This is a genomic window from Kitasatospora sp. MBT63 (assembly GCF_000710465.2).
Classification (GTDB): Bacteria; Actinomycetota; Actinomycetes; order Streptomycetales; family Streptomycetaceae; genus Kitasatospora.
Genome location: NZ_JAIZ01000751.1, coordinates 2,200 through 16,143 on the forward strand (window position 1 = coordinate 2,200; position 13,944 = coordinate 16,143).

A 13,944-nucleotide genomic window follows, 5' to 3' on the forward strand; every position below is an offset into this window, starting at 1 on the left:
TCCACCGCAACCGCCCGATCGGGGACGGTCGGCTCGCGGGGGACGGCGGTTCCCGCGGTGTTCGTGCCAGCGTCGGAGCGTGCGACAGGCGGCGCTTCGGCGGACGGCCGGAGCCCTGAGGGGTGGGAGTGTGCGCCATGACAGGGTCCGGTGGTCAGACGACCATTCGGGGTGGTAGCCCCGAACGGTCATGACGTGCTCATTCTCCACTCGGGGTGCGCACCCGACGGCGGGTGCGGCGGGGTGGTCAGTGTTTGAGGGCGTCCTTGGCCTTCGCGCCGGCCTGCTTGGCGTCGCCCTTCATCTGCTCGCTGCGGCCCTCCGCCTCGAGGCTGCGGTTGCCGGTCGCCCGGCCGACGGTCTTCTTCGCGCCGCCCTTGACCTCTTCGGCCTTGTGAGCGATCTTCTTGCCCATAGTCATGGCTGATGTCCTTTCCTGAGTGATCGCGAGTGGTCGTGAGGGGTGGCCCGTGGCGGGCCTAGCCGGTCCCGAACAGGTGCGGCCTGCGGTGCCCGCGCTCGGGCTCGGCTTCCGGCTCGTCGACGGCGTGCGGGTCCTCGCCGCGCTCCTGCGGCATCGGGACGACCCGGGTGCCGGCGGTCTGCTCGTGCGTGCCGCTGCGGCTACCCACCAGGTCGTCGCGCTGCCGCGTCAGGGTGTCCCGCTGGCCGGCGAGATCATCACGCTGCCGGGTCAGGGTGTCGCGCTCGTCGGCGAGGCCGTCGCGGTCCCGGCCGGCCGATGCGGCCTCGGCCCGGGCCGTGTCACGCTGCTCGACCAGGTCGTCGCGGTCCGCGGCCACGGCCTTGCGCTCGCGGCGGGAGTCGCGCAGCCCCTGCCGGGCGTCGGCGCCGCGGCGGGAGGTACGGCGCGCGCCGGCCAGCAGGAGTGAGAGCCCCAGCATGGCCACTGCCCCGACGATGATGCCGAAGAGGAACAGGGTGCCCGTGGAGCCGTTCATGTGGTGTCCGAACACCGTGAACGGGTTGGTGAGCTCGTGCGCGGCACCGGTGTTGCTGAAAATTCCCGCCACCGCGACGACGGCCGCGGCGATCAGGATGAGAAGTCCGAGAAGAATGAGCATGACGTGCTCCAAAGGGGGATCTACGTCGTATGCCTACAGTGAACTCCTGAAGTAGACTGATATCTACAGCGTAGGTCTACGAACTTTACGTCACCGGCACTCACCCCCCGTGAGAGAAGGCGCGAGCATGACCTCCATCCCACCCGATCCGGCCCTCGAGGAGTGCGAACCGCCCACGGGCGGCAAGCTCAGCCGGGAACGGATGCTGGCCTGCGCACTGGAGATCATCGACCGCGAAGGCATAGAGAAACTCTCCATGCGCCGCCTCGCCCGCGCCCTCGGCCACGACCCGATGAGCCTCTACCGGTACGCCCCCAACAAGGCGGCCCTGCTCGACGGCGTCGCCGAGACCGTCCTCGCCGAACTCACCGTGGACCCCACCGACCCCGACTGGGCCGCCCAACTACGAGCCGTCGCCCGCCAGTACCGCCGCATCGCCCTGACCCACCCCAACGTCGTACCGCTCCTGGTCACCCGCCCCCTCGCCACCCCGCTCGCCCTCCGCCCCCTGGGCACCCTCCGCCCCCTCGAAGCCACCCTCGCCTTACTCACCCGGGCCGGCTTCAACGGCGCGGACGCCCTGCACATCTACCGCGCCCTGTTCGGACTGCTGCACGGCCACCTCCTCAACGAACTCCAGGAACTCGTCGACAACCCCCAGGAGAACGACGACCTACTGCGCCTGGGCCTGCACCGGCTCCCGATCGGCGAATTCCCCCTGCTACGCGGCCTTGCCTCCACCCTGGCCGCCTACGACGGCGCCGCCGAACTCGAGAGCGGCCTCGACATCCTCCTCACCGGCCTGACCACCACACTCACCCCGATTCCCTCAAAGTCCCGCACTCGGAAAGGACGCAATGTCACCTCCGCAGCAGCGGAGAACACACCACCGGGGGGCCTGAAACAGAGGTCATCATGATCGTCCTCGGAGTCATCCTGCTCATCATCGGATTCGTCACCAGCATTTCCTTCCTGTGGACGATCGGCATCGTCCTGGCCCTCATCGGCGTCGCGCTGTGGACCATGGGCGCGGTCGGCCACGAGGTCGGCGGACGGCGCCACTACTTCTAAACCCGGCCCCCACCGCCACGCACCACCACCCCCCAACCGGACACCGCGGGCCGGGCCCCAGGGCCCGGCCCATTCCGGCCCGTTCCGGCCCACCCGGAGAGAAGGACCTGACATGACCACCCACGAAGGCACCGCACAGCCCGACCAGGAGACACACGACCGGTCCGCCGAGGAACGCAACGTCGTGGCCCCCACTCCCGCAGACGTCCGCGCCAAGGCTGAGGACCAGAAGGAGGCCGAGGCACCCGAGACGAGCGCCCGGCCCCAGTAACAGCCCCGCCCCCGCGCGGCAGCCGGGTCACCACGACAACCAGGCCTGGCCCCGCGGCGACCATCCCCCGAGAGCGGCCCGGACGGCCGGTCGGCGCCTCACCGTCTCCGGTGAGCCGCACTGATCTGTCGCCGCACCACGAGAACGCCGGCCCGCGCTCGATGGCAGGATCGGTCAGCGGCGGGTCCGCGTTCGAGGGCCGTCGTGGTCGGTCCGGGTGGATGCGTCAGGTGATGAGGCGGCGCAGGTGGGCCTGGGCGCGTTCGACGAGCTTCCTGGCGGTGTGGTCGGAGACCCCGAGGTGGCGGCCGATCTGGCGCAATGACCGTTCCGGTCGGTCGTCCAGGCCGTGGCGCAGGATCAGCGCCTCGGCCTCGCGCGGTTCGATGCGGGCCAGGCCGGTACGGACTGCTCTGGTGAAGTCCTGCGCGACAGCGGCATGTTCGGGATCGGTCAGAACATAGCCGGGCGCTGGTAGTTCTTCGTACTCCTCGGGGCCGGTGACACCAAGTTGCCGGTGGAGCGCGGCGACGGTCGTCGGTGAGATGCCCAGCGCGGCCGCCGCCAGGTTCAGGCTGTCGGCGTTCTCGTCCAGGGCGCGGCGCAGAGCGACGGTGCGTCCGACGAGGTCGGCGGGCACGACGGCGGGGAACTCCTGTTGGGAGATGGCGCGCTGGATCTCCTTGCGCACCCAGGTGTGCGCGTATGCGCCGAAGGGCACAGCGCGCTGGGGTTCGAAGCGGCTGGCGGCGATCAGCAGCCCGAGGATGCCGGCCTGGCGTAGGTCCGCCCGGTCGATGTGCCAGGTGCGGTAGCGGGACACCTCGCGCTCGGCAGCGCCTCCCAGCCCGCAGGCACGTGCAGGACCGACCGCACTTTTCCTCACTGCCCCCACCCGGACGGCGGTTCCGGTGCCGCTTCCTGCGTGGGTGGTGGCGGTGCGCGGGGTCCCCCGGCGCCGCCGAGATGCCTCTGCCTTTGGCCCCGTCGGCGACCGAGCCCGGGCCGCTCCTCAGGCTGATCCCGGTGCGGCGTGCGGTCCGGCAGAGCGACCCACCTCGGCGACGCTATTGCTCATTGGAATCAGTTGCATGCTATGAGCAATAGATTCTGGTGAGCACTGTCGTCACACCGCCCACCTGCGAGGGAGGAGTCCCATGGAGAGCGGGTTGAGGCCTGCCATCGGTTCCGTCCAACACCCCGTGGAGCCGGAGCGCGGGCGTCTCCTCCGCGACGAGGAGGCCGATCTGGTGCTGTGTCACGTCTGCGGGCGGGCGTTCCGCTCACTGGGTTCCCACGTCAGGGCGCACGGCCTGACGGCGGCCCAGTACCGTGAGGAGTTCGGCCTGCTGCGCACCCGCGCACTCAGCGCCCGCGCGCTGAGCCAGGCCCGGTCGGCCGCACAGCGCACCGCGTACGCGTCGTCGCCGCGCATGAGGGCGGACTTCAGTACCGGCCAGACCATGGCCCGGCAGGGCCGGCTGGCCGCGGAAGCAAGGCAGTCCCTGGCCCGGCACGGCGCATCGGACGAGCTGGTGCACGAGCGGCGCGCGCGCCTCGACGACGGACGCCGCACCCAGGCGGCGGCCGCGGCCGCACGGCTACAGGCGCGGGTCGCCACGCTGGGGTACGGCGACGTCGGAACGGCGGTGCGGGCGCTGTACCTGGACGGCGAACAGAGCCTGGAGGCCACGGCCCGCCGGCTCGGCATCGGGAGCGAGCAGATGCGGCGGTTGCTGGGCACGGTCGGCATCCGGGCTCGCGCGACGGGCGAGAACTCGGCCACCGGCCGCAGGGCCAGGGTGGCACTCAACGACCTGGCCGCTGCGGAGCGCGTCGGCGCCCGCGACATCACGGCCTGGTTGAAGGAGCGTCAGGCCGACGGAGCCACACTGGCGGAGCTGGCGGCGAGTACGGGCCGCAGCATTCCATGGGTGACGGCAGGGCTGCGCAGGTGAACCCGCGCCTCCCGCAGCACAACCGGTCACCACTGCAGTCGCACACCCGGGCCGGGCACGTGCATGTCGGCGGCACCCACCCGGACATAGCAGTGCAAATAACATCACTATTAATAAAAGCGTCAAGTCACCCATCCGTCGGCCCCATTGCCTTCGAACCAAGGGCATGACCATCCAACGCGGTACGCAGGGAGCACGGTCCGCTCCGCCGGCACGGCCCACCGGGCCGCCCGCCACGGTCACCGCCGCCTCCCACCCGCTGTGCCCCGGCTCCCGCCTCCCGGCGGGGAAAGGGACGCAGCCGCGTGTGCCGCACCCTTGCGAAAGGCGATGACTTCCATGAACGCGAAGCGTTCGCTCTCCCTGGCCGCAGCCGCAGCGCTGCTGGCCGGCGGCGCGGCGATCACCACGGCCGGCGCGGCCTCGGCGACCACCCCGCAGGACAGCAGGTCCGTGTCCTCCTACAACAGCCAGTACGAGACCCACCAGCACAACGGCCACTACACCTGGCACACCGGGTACTGGGAGAACAAGTGGGTACCGGGCCACTGGGAGAACAGCCACCACGCCGGCTACTGGGAGAACCAGTGGCACGCGGGCTGGACCGACAGCAAGGGCCACCACCACCCCGGCTACTGGCACAAGACCTGGCACAAGGCGTACGACAGCCACCGCTGGGTGGCCGGCCACTGGATGAAGACCTGGCACAAGGGCTACTGGGAAGTCCGCTGAACCTCCCGATGACCCGCGTGGCCACGCACGACCCGGGGCTCCCGTAACCACCGGGGAGCGGGAGCCCCGAACCACACCGACAGCCCCGAAACGGTTTCCGGGACACCCTCGCCCTGCCCCGTGAGCACCAGCACGGAAAGCAGCGAGCATCATGACCACCACCGCGTCCACCACCACCCCAGTCACCGCACGCGCCCCCGTCCAGCAGCGCACACCGCCGAGTTCGCGCAGCGCCCGGAAGGCTTGCGGGCAGTACTGGGAGGCCGCATTCAGCGCCTCCCCCGAGAGTGTCGCCGACATCCGCGGCGCCGCCCGTGCCTTCTTCGAACAGGTCCGGCCCGGTCACCCCCGCGAGGAGGAGGACCTGCTGCTGGTCGTCAGCGAACTCGTCACCAACGCGGTGCGCCACACCCACGGGCCCGGCACCATCACCGTCACCGCCCTCGACGAGGAACTCGACATCGCCGTCTCCGACACCAGCCGCACCCCGCCGCTGCCCCGGCTGCCCGATCCCCAGGCCGGGACCGGCGGCCTGGGCCTGCACCTCGTCGCCGCACTCTGCGGCATCCTCCAGGTCACCCTCGACCCCGGCTCCGGGAAGACCGTCCACGCCCACCTTCCGTGCCGACGACGCCACATCAACGCCACCGGCCATCGGCCGGCGCCGGAGCCGGCCGCCTTCGACCCCCGTGCCCGCGCCTGGTAGGCCCATCAACCCGGAACCAGCCCTCTTCCGCTTCGGCATCCCCTTTGGGAGGCCCGCCGTGCGTAACCGTCTCTCCGTCCACCGCCCGCCCGTGGCGGAACCGCCCTGCCCCACCGGAGCGAAGCCGTGAACGGCACCGCCCGCTTCGCGGGCGAGCAGCACCGCGGGCCGGACCTCGTGGAGCTGCTCGCCCTCAGCGCCTTCGGTGACCACGATGCCTTCCGCCGGCTGTACCTGACCGTGGCGGGGCCGGTGTTCGGCCTCGTGCGCAGGGTGTTGCGCGACCACGCGCAGTCGGAGGAGGTGACCCAGGAGGTGATGCTGGAGGTCTGGCGGACCGCCGCCCGCTACCGGCCGGAACGCGGCGAGGTGATGACGTGGATCCTGACACTCGCCCACCGCCGCGCGGTGGACCGGGTCCGCAGCGCCCAAGCCGCCACCGACCGTGACCGCCGGGCCGCCGCCCAGGCACAAGCGACCGCCTACGACGACGTCGCCGAGCAGGTCGAGCACCGCCTCGAACAGGAACAGGTACGCCGCTGCCTGGCATCACTGACCGAGCTCCAGCGGGAGTCGGTCACGCTCGCCTACTACCGGGGCCACACCTACCGGGAAGCGGCCGAGATGCTCGGCGCGCCCCTGGGCACGATCAAGACACGGCTGCGCGACGGCCTGATCCGGCTCCGCGACTGCCTGGGGGTGGGATCGTGACCACCACCGCCGACCTCCACACCCTGACCGGCGCCTACGCCGCCCACGCACTCCCGGACCCGGAACGCACGGAGTTCCGCCGGCACCTGACACGCTGCCCGGCCTGCACCCAGGAGGTACGGGAGCTTCGGGCCGCGCTCGCCCGCCTCGGCGCAGCTCAGACGACGACTGCGCCACCCGGGATCGAGGCTCGGGTCATGGCCGGCATCGGCTCCGTACGTCAGCTAAGACCCCGTGGTCCCGACCCGACGGACGAGGGCGGCGTGCACCAGAACCGCCGCCGACGCCTCGCACGGTCCTGGCCCAGGTTCGCGCTCGCCGCCTCCGTGGCGGCCGCCATCGGTCTGGGTGGTGTCGCGGTCGACCAGCACCACGACACGCAGCGGGCGCAGCAGTACAGCGTCCAGTTGCAGGAGCAGACCGCGGCTTTCAGTCACCTGCTCACCGCGCCGGACGTCAGGACCAGCACGGCGACCGCCGGTTCGGGCGCCGGCACCGTGGTCTGGTCCCACAGCCGCGGCCAGGCCGGTTTCCTCGCCGCCGCGCTGCCCTCCCTGACCGAGGGCAAGGTCTACGAACTCTGGTTCGACGACGCGGGCGCGGCCCGCCCCGCCGGTCTGCTGGCCTCCTCCACCGGCTCGGTTCTGCTCCAGGGCCCCGTCGACGGCGCCACCGGCGTCGGCGTCACCGTCGAACCCACAGGCGGCTCACTGCAGCCCACCAGCCTGCCGCTGCTGCTCCTCCCCCTCGGCTGACCGGCCGCGCAGCGGCACCATTCGACCGCGAACTGCACACCCGGTCCCGGGCCGGCCGACATCAGGGCACGGCAGCCCACAGGATCGGGCCCGGGCCGTGCTCCCGCACCAACGGTGGTCCGGTCCATTCGGGCGGCCGGAGCCAAGTAGGAGCGCCGCTGGCGTTGCGGCTGCCTCCGGCAGCCCGCCGCGGCTAGCGTGGCCGGGGTGAGCGCCTCCCACCCACGTTCCGTCGACGTGGTGCTGCCCTGCCTCGACGAGGCCGCGGCACTGCCGTGGGTCCTCAGCCGGATTCCGTCCGGCTGGCGGGCGATCGTCGTGGACAACGGCTCCCGGGACGGCTCCGCCGGCCTGGCGCGCTCCCTGGGCGCAACGGTCGTCGAGGAACCCCGGCGGGGCTTCGGCGCAGCCTGCCACGCGGGGCTGGTCGCCGCCACGGCCGAGCTGGTGTGCTTCCTCGACTGTGACGGCTCACTGGACCCGGCCCAGCTCCACCGGGTCACCGGCCCTGTCTGGGCCGGGACGGCGGACCTCGTGCTCGGCCGCCGGCGGCCCGTCACCGCCGGTGCCTGGCCGCTGCACGCCCGGATGGCCAACGCCTTCCTGGCACACCGGCTGCGCGCTCGCACCGGCGCGCCGCTCCACGACCTCGGCCCGATGCGGGCCGCTCGGCGCGAGCGCCTGCTCGCACTGGGGGTGGGTGACCGCCGCTCGGGGTACCCGCTGGAGATGGTCCTCGCGGCTTCGGCGGCCGGCATGCGGATCGCCGAGGCGCCCGTCGACTATCTGCCGCGCGCGGGCCGTTCCAAGGTCACCGGTACGCTGCGCGGGACCCATCAGGCCGTTCGCGACATGCGTGCGGTGCTGCGGGCTCCCGCACCGACTCTGCTGGTGATCGCCAAGGCGCCGGTGCCCGGCCAGGTGAAGACCCGGCTCACGCCGCCGTGGACGCCCGAGCAGGCCGCCGCCCTGGCGGAGGCCGCGCTCACCGACACGCTCCACACACTGTCGGCGGTCCCGGCCGGACGACGGCTGCTGGTGCTGGACGGCGAGCCCGGCCCGTGGCTCCCCGCCGGCTGGCAGGTGGTGCCGCAGTCCGCAGGCGGCCTGGACGAGCGGCTCACCGCCGCCTTCGCGCACGCCGCACGGCTCGCGCCGCAGGCGCCTGCTGTGCTGATCGGCATGGACACTCCCCAACTGGCCGCACGGACACTGGCCGAGCCGCTCTCCGCGATCTGCCGTGCCGGGATCGACGCGTGGTACGGCCCGGCGACCGACGGCGGTTTCTGGGCCCTCGGCCTGGCCCGGCCCACCGAACACCTGGCCGGACGCCTCCTGCTGGGCCTGCCGATGTCGACTCCCGCAACCGGCGACACCCTGCTCGATCGGCTGACCGGCCTCGGGCTGACGGTCGGACATTTCCCCCCGCTCACCGACGTCGACACCTCCCACGATGCCCACCAGGTCGCCGAGGCCGCACCGCACAGCCGCTTCGCCGCGTGCCTGCGCTCCACCGGCCTCACCCCCGGCGTAACCGGCTGACCCTCACCCGTTCGCCGAGGCCGTCCGCACCGGACGTGGTCCGCTGATGCGTGCGAGCAACCGGGGCGGACCACGGCCTCCTGCTCCGCTCCGCGGCTCATTGCCCCGGACCACCGTTCCGCCGGGCGCGCGTCCGGGCCATCCGCGGCCACCCCGTCTCGCAGCCGGCCACGGTGTCCCCGCTCAGGACGTGTCATCACGGCTTCGCCGCATGTCGCCCGCGTTCCGCCTTCCGCCGTCCGCGGGCCGTTGCGGCCAGCAGACAGGCCGCGGAGAGGGCGAAGAACCCGGCGGTCAGCAGCAGCCAGTGCCCGAGGAAGCGGTCGGGGTCCAGGGCGGTGGCGGGCCGGTAGCCGGGGACGCGGCGCAGGATCAGCGGGTACCAGACGGCCAGCAGGAGCAGGGAGAGGAAGGCGGGTACGCGAAGGTAGTTGACCGGCGGTACCCGGTGCGCCCTGTTGTCGTCGGCCCCGCCCGGGCGGCCACCCGTCAGGGCCTGGGCGGCCCGGTCCGTGAGGGTGTAGAGCGGGAGCAGGACCAGGTCGTGGAGCAGTGCGGCGCCGACGAACCAGATCGCCACGCCGAGCAGGTCGCCCTTGAGGAGACGGATCCCGGCGTACAGGGCCAGGGCGAAGGAGCACAGGACCAGGAGCAGGTGCAGCGGGGATGCGCCGTAGCGCGCCAGGAAGCCGGCGGGGTGCTTCATCCGGTGGCTCCGAAGGTGAGGCGGGTGACCCACTTGGTGTTGTGGACACCGGGGTTGGCCGGGACGATGATCCGCGCGGGGTGGCCGTGGTCCGGTGAGAGGTCGGCGCCGTTGACGCGCAGGGCCAACAGGGAGCGGGCGTCGCGGACCTGGTTGTCGCGCAGGACGGTGGAGCCGAACGACCCGCCGCGCTGGACGGATTCGACGAAGACGTCCGGCGGGCTGCCGTCGATCCCGACGAGCGCGGCCAGGTCGGTCAGCCGGACGCCGGTCCAGTCCTGGTCCGTGGTGGACCAGCCCTCGACGCAGGCGATGGGCAGGGCCGCGGTGGTCTGCGGGAGCCGCCTCAGCTGATCCAGCGTGAGGACCGTCTCGCGGCCGGGGCCGCGGACGGTCAGCCGCCAGTCGGGGCCGATGTCGGCGGGGCGGATTCCGACATCGGCGGCGGTCTTGTTGATCTGGAAGCCGTTCGGGCCGGTGCCGGGTTCCTGGCCGTGCGGGGCGAGCAGTGCGGTCCTGCGCCACCACCCGCCGATACTCTGACCGGCCGTCACCGCGAACAGGGCCAGGCAGCCCGCGCCGACCATGGCGAGGGCGCCGCGGCGGGAGACGGTCGCGGGGGCGGGTCGCGGGGAGACCAGGCCGGTGTCGTCGAGCGGCTCGGGAACGGTGCCGGCCGTGTCGGTGCACAGCACCGTGCGCAGGCGCCGGCTGCGCAGCGCCCTGGCCACCCGGGGGATGCGCAGGACCACGTGGACGGCGAAGGCGCCGATGAAGACCCACGCGCCGTAGTAGTGCAGGGTGTAGAAGGAGCCGGGAAAGATGTAGTGCAGCTGGATGTTGAGGACCCCGGTGACGACCTCGAACAGCGCGCCACCGACGAGGAGCAGCAGGGAGAGCCGTTCGAGCGCGTGGGCGGGCGAGCGGACCGGCGGCCATGAGAACAGCTTGGGGATGACCGACCAGAGCTTGGCGAGCAGGACCGGGATCAGCACGATGCCGAGGGTGACGTGGATCCCCTGGGTCAGGCGGTAGAGCCAGCTGGGGCTGGTCGGCCACGAGAAGAGGTAGAAGCCGAGCCAGCCTTTGTCCGGCGTCTGGTCGTTGACCGCGGCCAGGTCCGGGTTGTAGGCGGCGTAGGAGAGCAGGCCGGTCACGAACATCACCGTGATCCCGGCCAGCAGGACCAGACCCAGGACCGAGGTGAGCCACGGGCCGCGCAGCGGACTGCGCCAGAACTCGGGCCGCGCAGGTCCGGGCGGTGGCCCGGCGGCGATCGCGGAACGTGGCCGGGGTCCACGGCCGCTGGGCCGGGCGGCTGTGGATTTCGGTCGCGGACGGGTGGGGGGTGCGGGTTCACGGTCAGGTCGTTGCTGACGTGGGCCCGTCGGCTGCGGCGGTCCGAGGGCTGGCTCCTCGCTCGGCCCGGGCGGCTGGTGGGAGCCGGTCCCGGGACTGCGGGAATCGTCCGCGTCACGGTCATGGGCGTTCAGGAGGTCGCTCCTTCAGGACGCGCGCGGAGGCGCCGCGCTGGCCCGACCGTATGCCGCAGATCCGTCACAGAGCTGCATCGACTTCTTACGGATCGTCGGGTCGGCAGGACCGGCCGAGCCCGTGCTGCAGCGGACCGGGCCCCGTCTCCCCCTGGGGGGGGTCCACTTGCTGGGCCTACTCCCGAACGACCTAGAGCGCGCCCCTTCGAACGTGTGCTCGATGTCGAAGCGGCGGAGGAACGCCTGCCAGAGGCGGCCGACGTCGGCGGCAGTGGCACCGGTGCCGGACCACCACAGCCAGGTACCTCCACGGCCATCGTCATGCTCGATTCACGCCTGGGCTGCTCTTGATCGCCTTGCGGACCGAATCAGGACGCAGGCCCCGCGCAGATGCACGGGGCCTGACAACGGCTGGGCGGGGTCAGTCGTTGAATGCCGCAGCCACGGAATCTCCGAGCTGGTTCAGGACATCCCGTGAGAGCTGCACCGACCCGGTGAACGAGAAGAAGGCGTGGATGGCGCCCATCACCGGGAGGTGTTCGACCGGCACTCCGGCGTCGGCAAGCCTTTGCGCGTACCGATCACCCTGGTCCCGCAGCGGATCGTGTTCGGCGGTGACGATGACGGCGGGAGGCAGACCGGCCAGGTCGTCGGCGCGCGCCGGCGAGACACGCGGGTCACCGCCTTCGTCGGGTGTGGTGAGGTACAGGCCCCAGAACCATTCGAGCCAGGAGCGGGTGAGCAGCGGTCCGGCCATGTTCTCGTACATCGAGGGGCTGTCGTCGAACCGGTCGACCGCCGGATACGCCAGGACCTGCAGGGCGATCCGAGGTCCCCCACGTAGCCGGGCTTCCTGTACGAGGGCGGCGGCGAGGTTGCCGCCGGCGCTCTCGCCGAACACGGCGATGTTCTGCCCGTCGCCGCCGAAGCTGTCGGCGTTGGCCGCGACCCAGGTGAGGGCGGCCCAGGCGTCTTCCGACGCTGCCGGGAAGCGGTGCTCCGGGGCGAGCCGGTAGTCGACGGAGACCACGATCGTGCCGGAGCGGTTGGCCATGATGCGGGCGATGTGGTCCTGGCTGTCCAGGTCCCCGAGGACCCACCCGCCGCCGTGGAAGAAGACCGTCACGGGCAACCGCCCGGAGCGCGACACGCCGGCAGGGGTGTAGACGCGGACGGGGACCTCGACGCCTTCGGCGGCGGCCACGGTGTCGTGGACGCTGCCGACCGGCTCAGGGTCACCCGCGAGGGTGGCGAGGCTGCTCGCGAGGGCGCGGTTCTCCCCGACCGTCTGGCTCTCCGGAGCGGGGCCGCCTCCTTCGGCCAACTGCTTGAGCAAGGCGTCGATCTGGGGGTCAAGGGACATGGTGGTCACCGTCCTGGAGGCTGCCGGAACACGGCAGAGTTGGAATCATCGCTCCAATTCCTATGCCCTCCAGAGTTGGAATGACAATTCCAACTCTTGGTACGGTGGACGCATGAACCCACCCGTGGACGTCGAAGGGCCGGAGCGGCGCCGACTCACCAAGCCCGGCCGGAAGACCCGTGACCGCATCATCGAGGCCGCCGCCGAGCTGATGTTCCACCACGGCGTCGGGGGCACGAGCATCCCGGACATCCAGGCGGCCGCCGGAGTCAGCGCTTCGCAGATCTACCACTACTTCGGCGACAAGCGGGGCCTGGTCCTGGCCGTGGTCAACTTCCAGACCGACACCAAGCTCGACCAGCAGCGCCCCCTGCTGGACCACCTGGACAGCATCGACGCGCTGCGGGCCTGGTGCGACACGGCGGCTGACCGGCAGGACGCCATGGGGTGCGTGGGTGGCTGCGAGATCGGCTCGCTCGCCAGCGAACTCGCCGAGAGCGACCCCTCGGCCCGCACCGACCTCTCCGCCTCCTTCGACCGGTGGGAACTCCCCATCAGGTCGGGGCTCGTCCGCATGCAGACCCGCGGCGAGCTGAGCGAGCGCGCCGATGTCGCCGCACTGGCCACCGCCCTGCTGGCCGCCATCCAGGGTGGCATGCTGCTGTCGCAGGTCCGCCGGTCAAGCACCGCGTACCGGCAGGCAGTATCGGCGGTGATCGACCACATCGAGAGCTACGTCGTTCCGTAACCGCTCGGCCCCGACCGCCGAGGGCTGTTCCGGGCCGCTGTTCGCATGCGGACAGTGAGCACGGGGCCTGCCATCCGACGTCTTGTCAGGGGGACGTCCCATGCGATCGTGGGCACGGACCTCGCCCGGGTGGAATTGGTCTCAGCCGTCTGATAGGCGGGCCACCTCGGCTGCGTAGGCGGTTCTGACGGCTCCGGCTCCCCATCGGTCGGCAGCGGAGGGGCTGAGGCCGAGGAGCCGTTCGAGTACGGACGGGCATCCGCACCGTCATACCTGAGCCGTCCGACCAGGTCGGCAATCGCCACCGGGAAGGGCAAGCAGGTCGTCCACATCAGGCCCGACAGGATCCCCGCAGATCTGACGCTGACCTTCCTCTCGTCCGGCAACGGGTCCTGGTGGATGGTCCGGCCCGTGCCCGGTGACGCCGCCCCCGCGTGCATGCCGGACCCCGGCATCTCGCCCGTTCCGGGCCCACCCGACGCAGCCGGAACCCACCGCCAGTCCTCCGGCCACAACGAGACCTCCACGGCCACCCGGACCGGGCCCCCTCGCCCGCGGTCTCCTGGCGAGGCTTGCGCGTCCGCCATCGCGGTGACGGCCCGATGGCACGGCCCGGGCATTGGCATGGCCCCGGCGGCCCATGAGGGCACCAGGGCCATGCACGCGATACGACCGGCCTGTCGGATGCCGTCCAGGTGCGAGTGCCGGGTCGTCGACGAGGAGGACCTGGTGGGTCCGGCCGTGGGGGATGGATCACGGTGCCGGGCCTGCCCGGGTTGAGACGCAGCTCACCCTCGAGGCTT

The 13,944-nt window shown here is 71.9% G+C and carries 16 protein-coding genes and 1 pseudogene; 11 read left to right on the top strand and 6 right to left on the bottom strand.

The window, feature by feature from the left end:
- Positions 1–247 precede the first annotated feature (247 nt).
- The gene (locus AA75_RS46610; protein WP_082527173.1) at positions 248–421 is read right to left on the bottom strand and encodes a CsbD family protein; all 174 of its coding nucleotides are present in this window, start codon (positions 419–421) and stop codon (positions 248–250) included.
- A gap of 58 nt (positions 422–479) precedes the next feature.
- Positions 480–1,085 carry a hypothetical protein gene (locus tag AA75_RS39410; protein ID WP_051814186.1) on the bottom strand — a complete coding sequence of 202 codons (606 nt, stop codon included), beginning with the start codon at positions 1,083–1,085 and terminating at the stop codon, positions 480–482.
- 127 nt (positions 1,086–1,212) lie between these two features.
- On the opposite strand from AA75_RS39410, the gene AA75_RS39415 reads away from it, so the two are divergent.
- The 3 genes from AA75_RS39415 to AA75_RS50410 all read left to right on the top strand — a co-directional run bounded on the left by AA75_RS39415 (position 1,213) and on the right by AA75_RS50410 (position 2,427).
- Positions 1,213–2,004, top strand: coding sequence for a TetR/AcrR family transcriptional regulator (locus AA75_RS39415; protein ID WP_082527174.1), 792 nt, complete (start codon positions 1,213–1,215; stop codon positions 2,002–2,004).
- Positions 2,001–2,156 carry a DUF6131 family protein gene (locus tag AA75_RS51240; protein ID WP_149038653.1) on the top strand — a complete coding sequence of 52 codons (156 nt, stop codon included), beginning with the start codon at positions 2,001–2,003 and terminating at the stop codon, positions 2,154–2,156. The genes AA75_RS39415 and AA75_RS51240 overlap by 4 nt, the downstream gene beginning before the upstream one ends.
- Before the next feature lie 112 nt (positions 2,157–2,268).
- Positions 2,269–2,427, top strand: coding sequence for a hypothetical protein (locus AA75_RS50410; protein ID WP_158515649.1), 159 nt, complete (start codon positions 2,269–2,271; stop codon positions 2,425–2,427).
- A gap of 226 nt (positions 2,428–2,653) precedes the next feature.
- Here the strand turns inward: AA75_RS50410 and AA75_RS39420 are convergent, their stop codons facing one another.
- Positions 2,654–3,250 (bottom strand): sigma-70 family RNA polymerase sigma factor, encoded by a 597-nt coding sequence (locus tag AA75_RS39420; RefSeq protein WP_033825280.1) that lies wholly within the window; start codon positions 3,248–3,250, stop codon positions 2,654–2,656.
- Positions 3,251–3,677: 427 nt separating this feature from the next.
- On the opposite strand from AA75_RS39420, the gene AA75_RS39425 reads away from it, so the two are divergent.
- The 7 genes and pseudogenes from AA75_RS39425 (at position 3,678) to AA75_RS53035 (ending at position 8,831) form a co-directional block, all read left to right on the top strand.
- Positions 3,678–4,385, top strand: coding sequence for a MucR family transcriptional regulator (locus AA75_RS39425; RefSeq protein WP_158515650.1), 708 nt, complete (start codon positions 3,678–3,680; stop codon positions 4,383–4,385).
- Positions 4,386–4,724: 339 nt separating this feature from the next.
- Complete coding sequence (locus AA75_RS39430) at positions 4,725–5,117, top strand: hypothetical protein (RefSeq protein WP_051814187.1); 393 nt, start codon at positions 4,725–4,727, stop codon at positions 5,115–5,117.
- A 151-nt stretch (positions 5,118–5,268) separates the two neighbouring features.
- Positions 5,269–5,823, top strand: a complete 555-nt coding sequence (locus AA75_RS39435; protein ID WP_051814188.1) for an ATP-binding protein — start codon at positions 5,269–5,271, stop codon at positions 5,821–5,823.
- Between the two features lie 126 nt (positions 5,824–5,949).
- Positions 5,950–6,534: an ECF RNA polymerase sigma factor SigK gene (sigK, locus tag AA75_RS39440; protein WP_051814189.1), complete on the top strand. Its 585-nt coding sequence runs from the start codon at positions 5,950–5,952 to the stop codon at positions 6,532–6,534.
- Positions 6,531–7,289: an anti-sigma factor gene (locus AA75_RS39445; RefSeq protein WP_033825284.1), complete on the top strand. Its 759-nt coding sequence runs from the start codon at positions 6,531–6,533 to the stop codon at positions 7,287–7,289. Before sigK ends, AA75_RS39445 begins: the two co-directional genes overlap by 4 nt.
- Positions 7,290–7,496: 207 nt before the next feature.
- Positions 7,497–8,165 (top strand): annotated as a pseudogene (locus AA75_RS53030) (glycosyltransferase family 2 protein); the annotation flags it as partial.
- Positions 8,142–8,831, top strand: coding sequence for a DUF2064 domain-containing protein (locus AA75_RS53035; protein WP_233289395.1), 690 nt, complete (start codon positions 8,142–8,144; stop codon positions 8,829–8,831). The pseudogene AA75_RS53030 and the gene AA75_RS53035, both read left to right, overlap by 24 nt.
- Before the next feature lie 196 nt (positions 8,832–9,027).
- Here AA75_RS53035 and AA75_RS39455 read toward each other — a convergent pair whose 3' ends face one another.
- The 3 genes from AA75_RS39455 to AA75_RS39465 all read right to left on the bottom strand — a co-directional run bounded on the left by AA75_RS39455 (position 9,028) and on the right by AA75_RS39465 (position 12,393).
- Positions 9,028–9,537 (bottom strand): hypothetical protein, encoded by a 510-nt coding sequence (locus tag AA75_RS39455; RefSeq protein WP_033825285.1) that lies wholly within the window; start codon positions 9,535–9,537, stop codon positions 9,028–9,030.
- Positions 9,534–10,814, bottom strand: a complete 1,281-nt coding sequence (locus AA75_RS39460; protein WP_082527177.1) for a molybdopterin-dependent oxidoreductase — start codon at positions 10,812–10,814, stop codon at positions 9,534–9,536. The genes AA75_RS39455 and AA75_RS39460 overlap by 4 nt, the downstream gene beginning before the upstream one ends.
- 637 nt (positions 10,815–11,451) lie before the next feature.
- Positions 11,452–12,393 carry an alpha/beta hydrolase gene (locus tag AA75_RS39465; protein ID WP_033825287.1) on the bottom strand — a complete coding sequence of 314 codons (942 nt, stop codon included), beginning with the start codon at positions 12,391–12,393 and terminating at the stop codon, positions 11,452–11,454.
- A gap of 112 nt (positions 12,394–12,505) precedes the next feature.
- Between AA75_RS39465 and AA75_RS39470 the strand changes: the two genes are divergently transcribed.
- Positions 12,506–13,141: a TetR/AcrR family transcriptional regulator gene (locus AA75_RS39470; protein WP_051814191.1), complete on the top strand. Its 636-nt coding sequence runs from the start codon at positions 12,506–12,508 to the stop codon at positions 13,139–13,141.
- Positions 13,142–13,944 lie beyond the last annotated feature (803 nt).

Coding starts and splice junctions, on each gene's coding strand:
- AA75_RS46610 (WP_082527173.1), bottom strand. CDS start 421: ATGACTATGGGCAAGAAGATCGCTCACAAGGCCGAAGAGGTCAAGGGC.
- AA75_RS39410 (WP_051814186.1), bottom strand. CDS start 1,085: ATGCTCATTCTTCTCGGACTTCTCATCCTGATCGCCGCGGCCGTCGTC.
- AA75_RS39415 (WP_082527174.1), top strand. CDS start 1,213: ATGACCTCCATCCCACCCGATCCGGCCCTCGAGGAGTGCGAACCGCCC.
- AA75_RS51240 (WP_149038653.1), top strand. CDS start 2,001: ATGATCGTCCTCGGAGTCATCCTGCTCATCATCGGATTCGTCACCAGC.
- AA75_RS50410 (WP_158515649.1), top strand. CDS start 2,269: ATGACCACCCACGAAGGCACCGCACAGCCCGACCAGGAGACACACGAC.
- AA75_RS39430 (WP_051814187.1), top strand. CDS start 4,725: ATGAACGCGAAGCGTTCGCTCTCCCTGGCCGCAGCCGCAGCGCTGCTG.
- AA75_RS39435 (WP_051814188.1), top strand. CDS start 5,269: ATGACCACCACCGCGTCCACCACCACCCCAGTCACCGCACGCGCCCCC.
- AA75_RS53035 (WP_233289395.1), top strand. CDS start 8,142: ATGCGTGCGGTGCTGCGGGCTCCCGCACCGACTCTGCTGGTGATCGCC.
- AA75_RS39455 (WP_033825285.1), bottom strand. CDS start 9,537: ATGAAGCACCCCGCCGGCTTCCTGGCGCGCTACGGCGCATCCCCGCTG.
- AA75_RS39465 (WP_033825287.1), bottom strand. CDS start 12,393: ATGTCCCTTGACCCCCAGATCGACGCCTTGCTCAAGCAGTTGGCCGAA.
- AA75_RS39470 (WP_051814191.1), top strand. CDS start 12,506: ATGAACCCACCCGTGGACGTCGAAGGGCCGGAGCGGCGCCGACTCACC.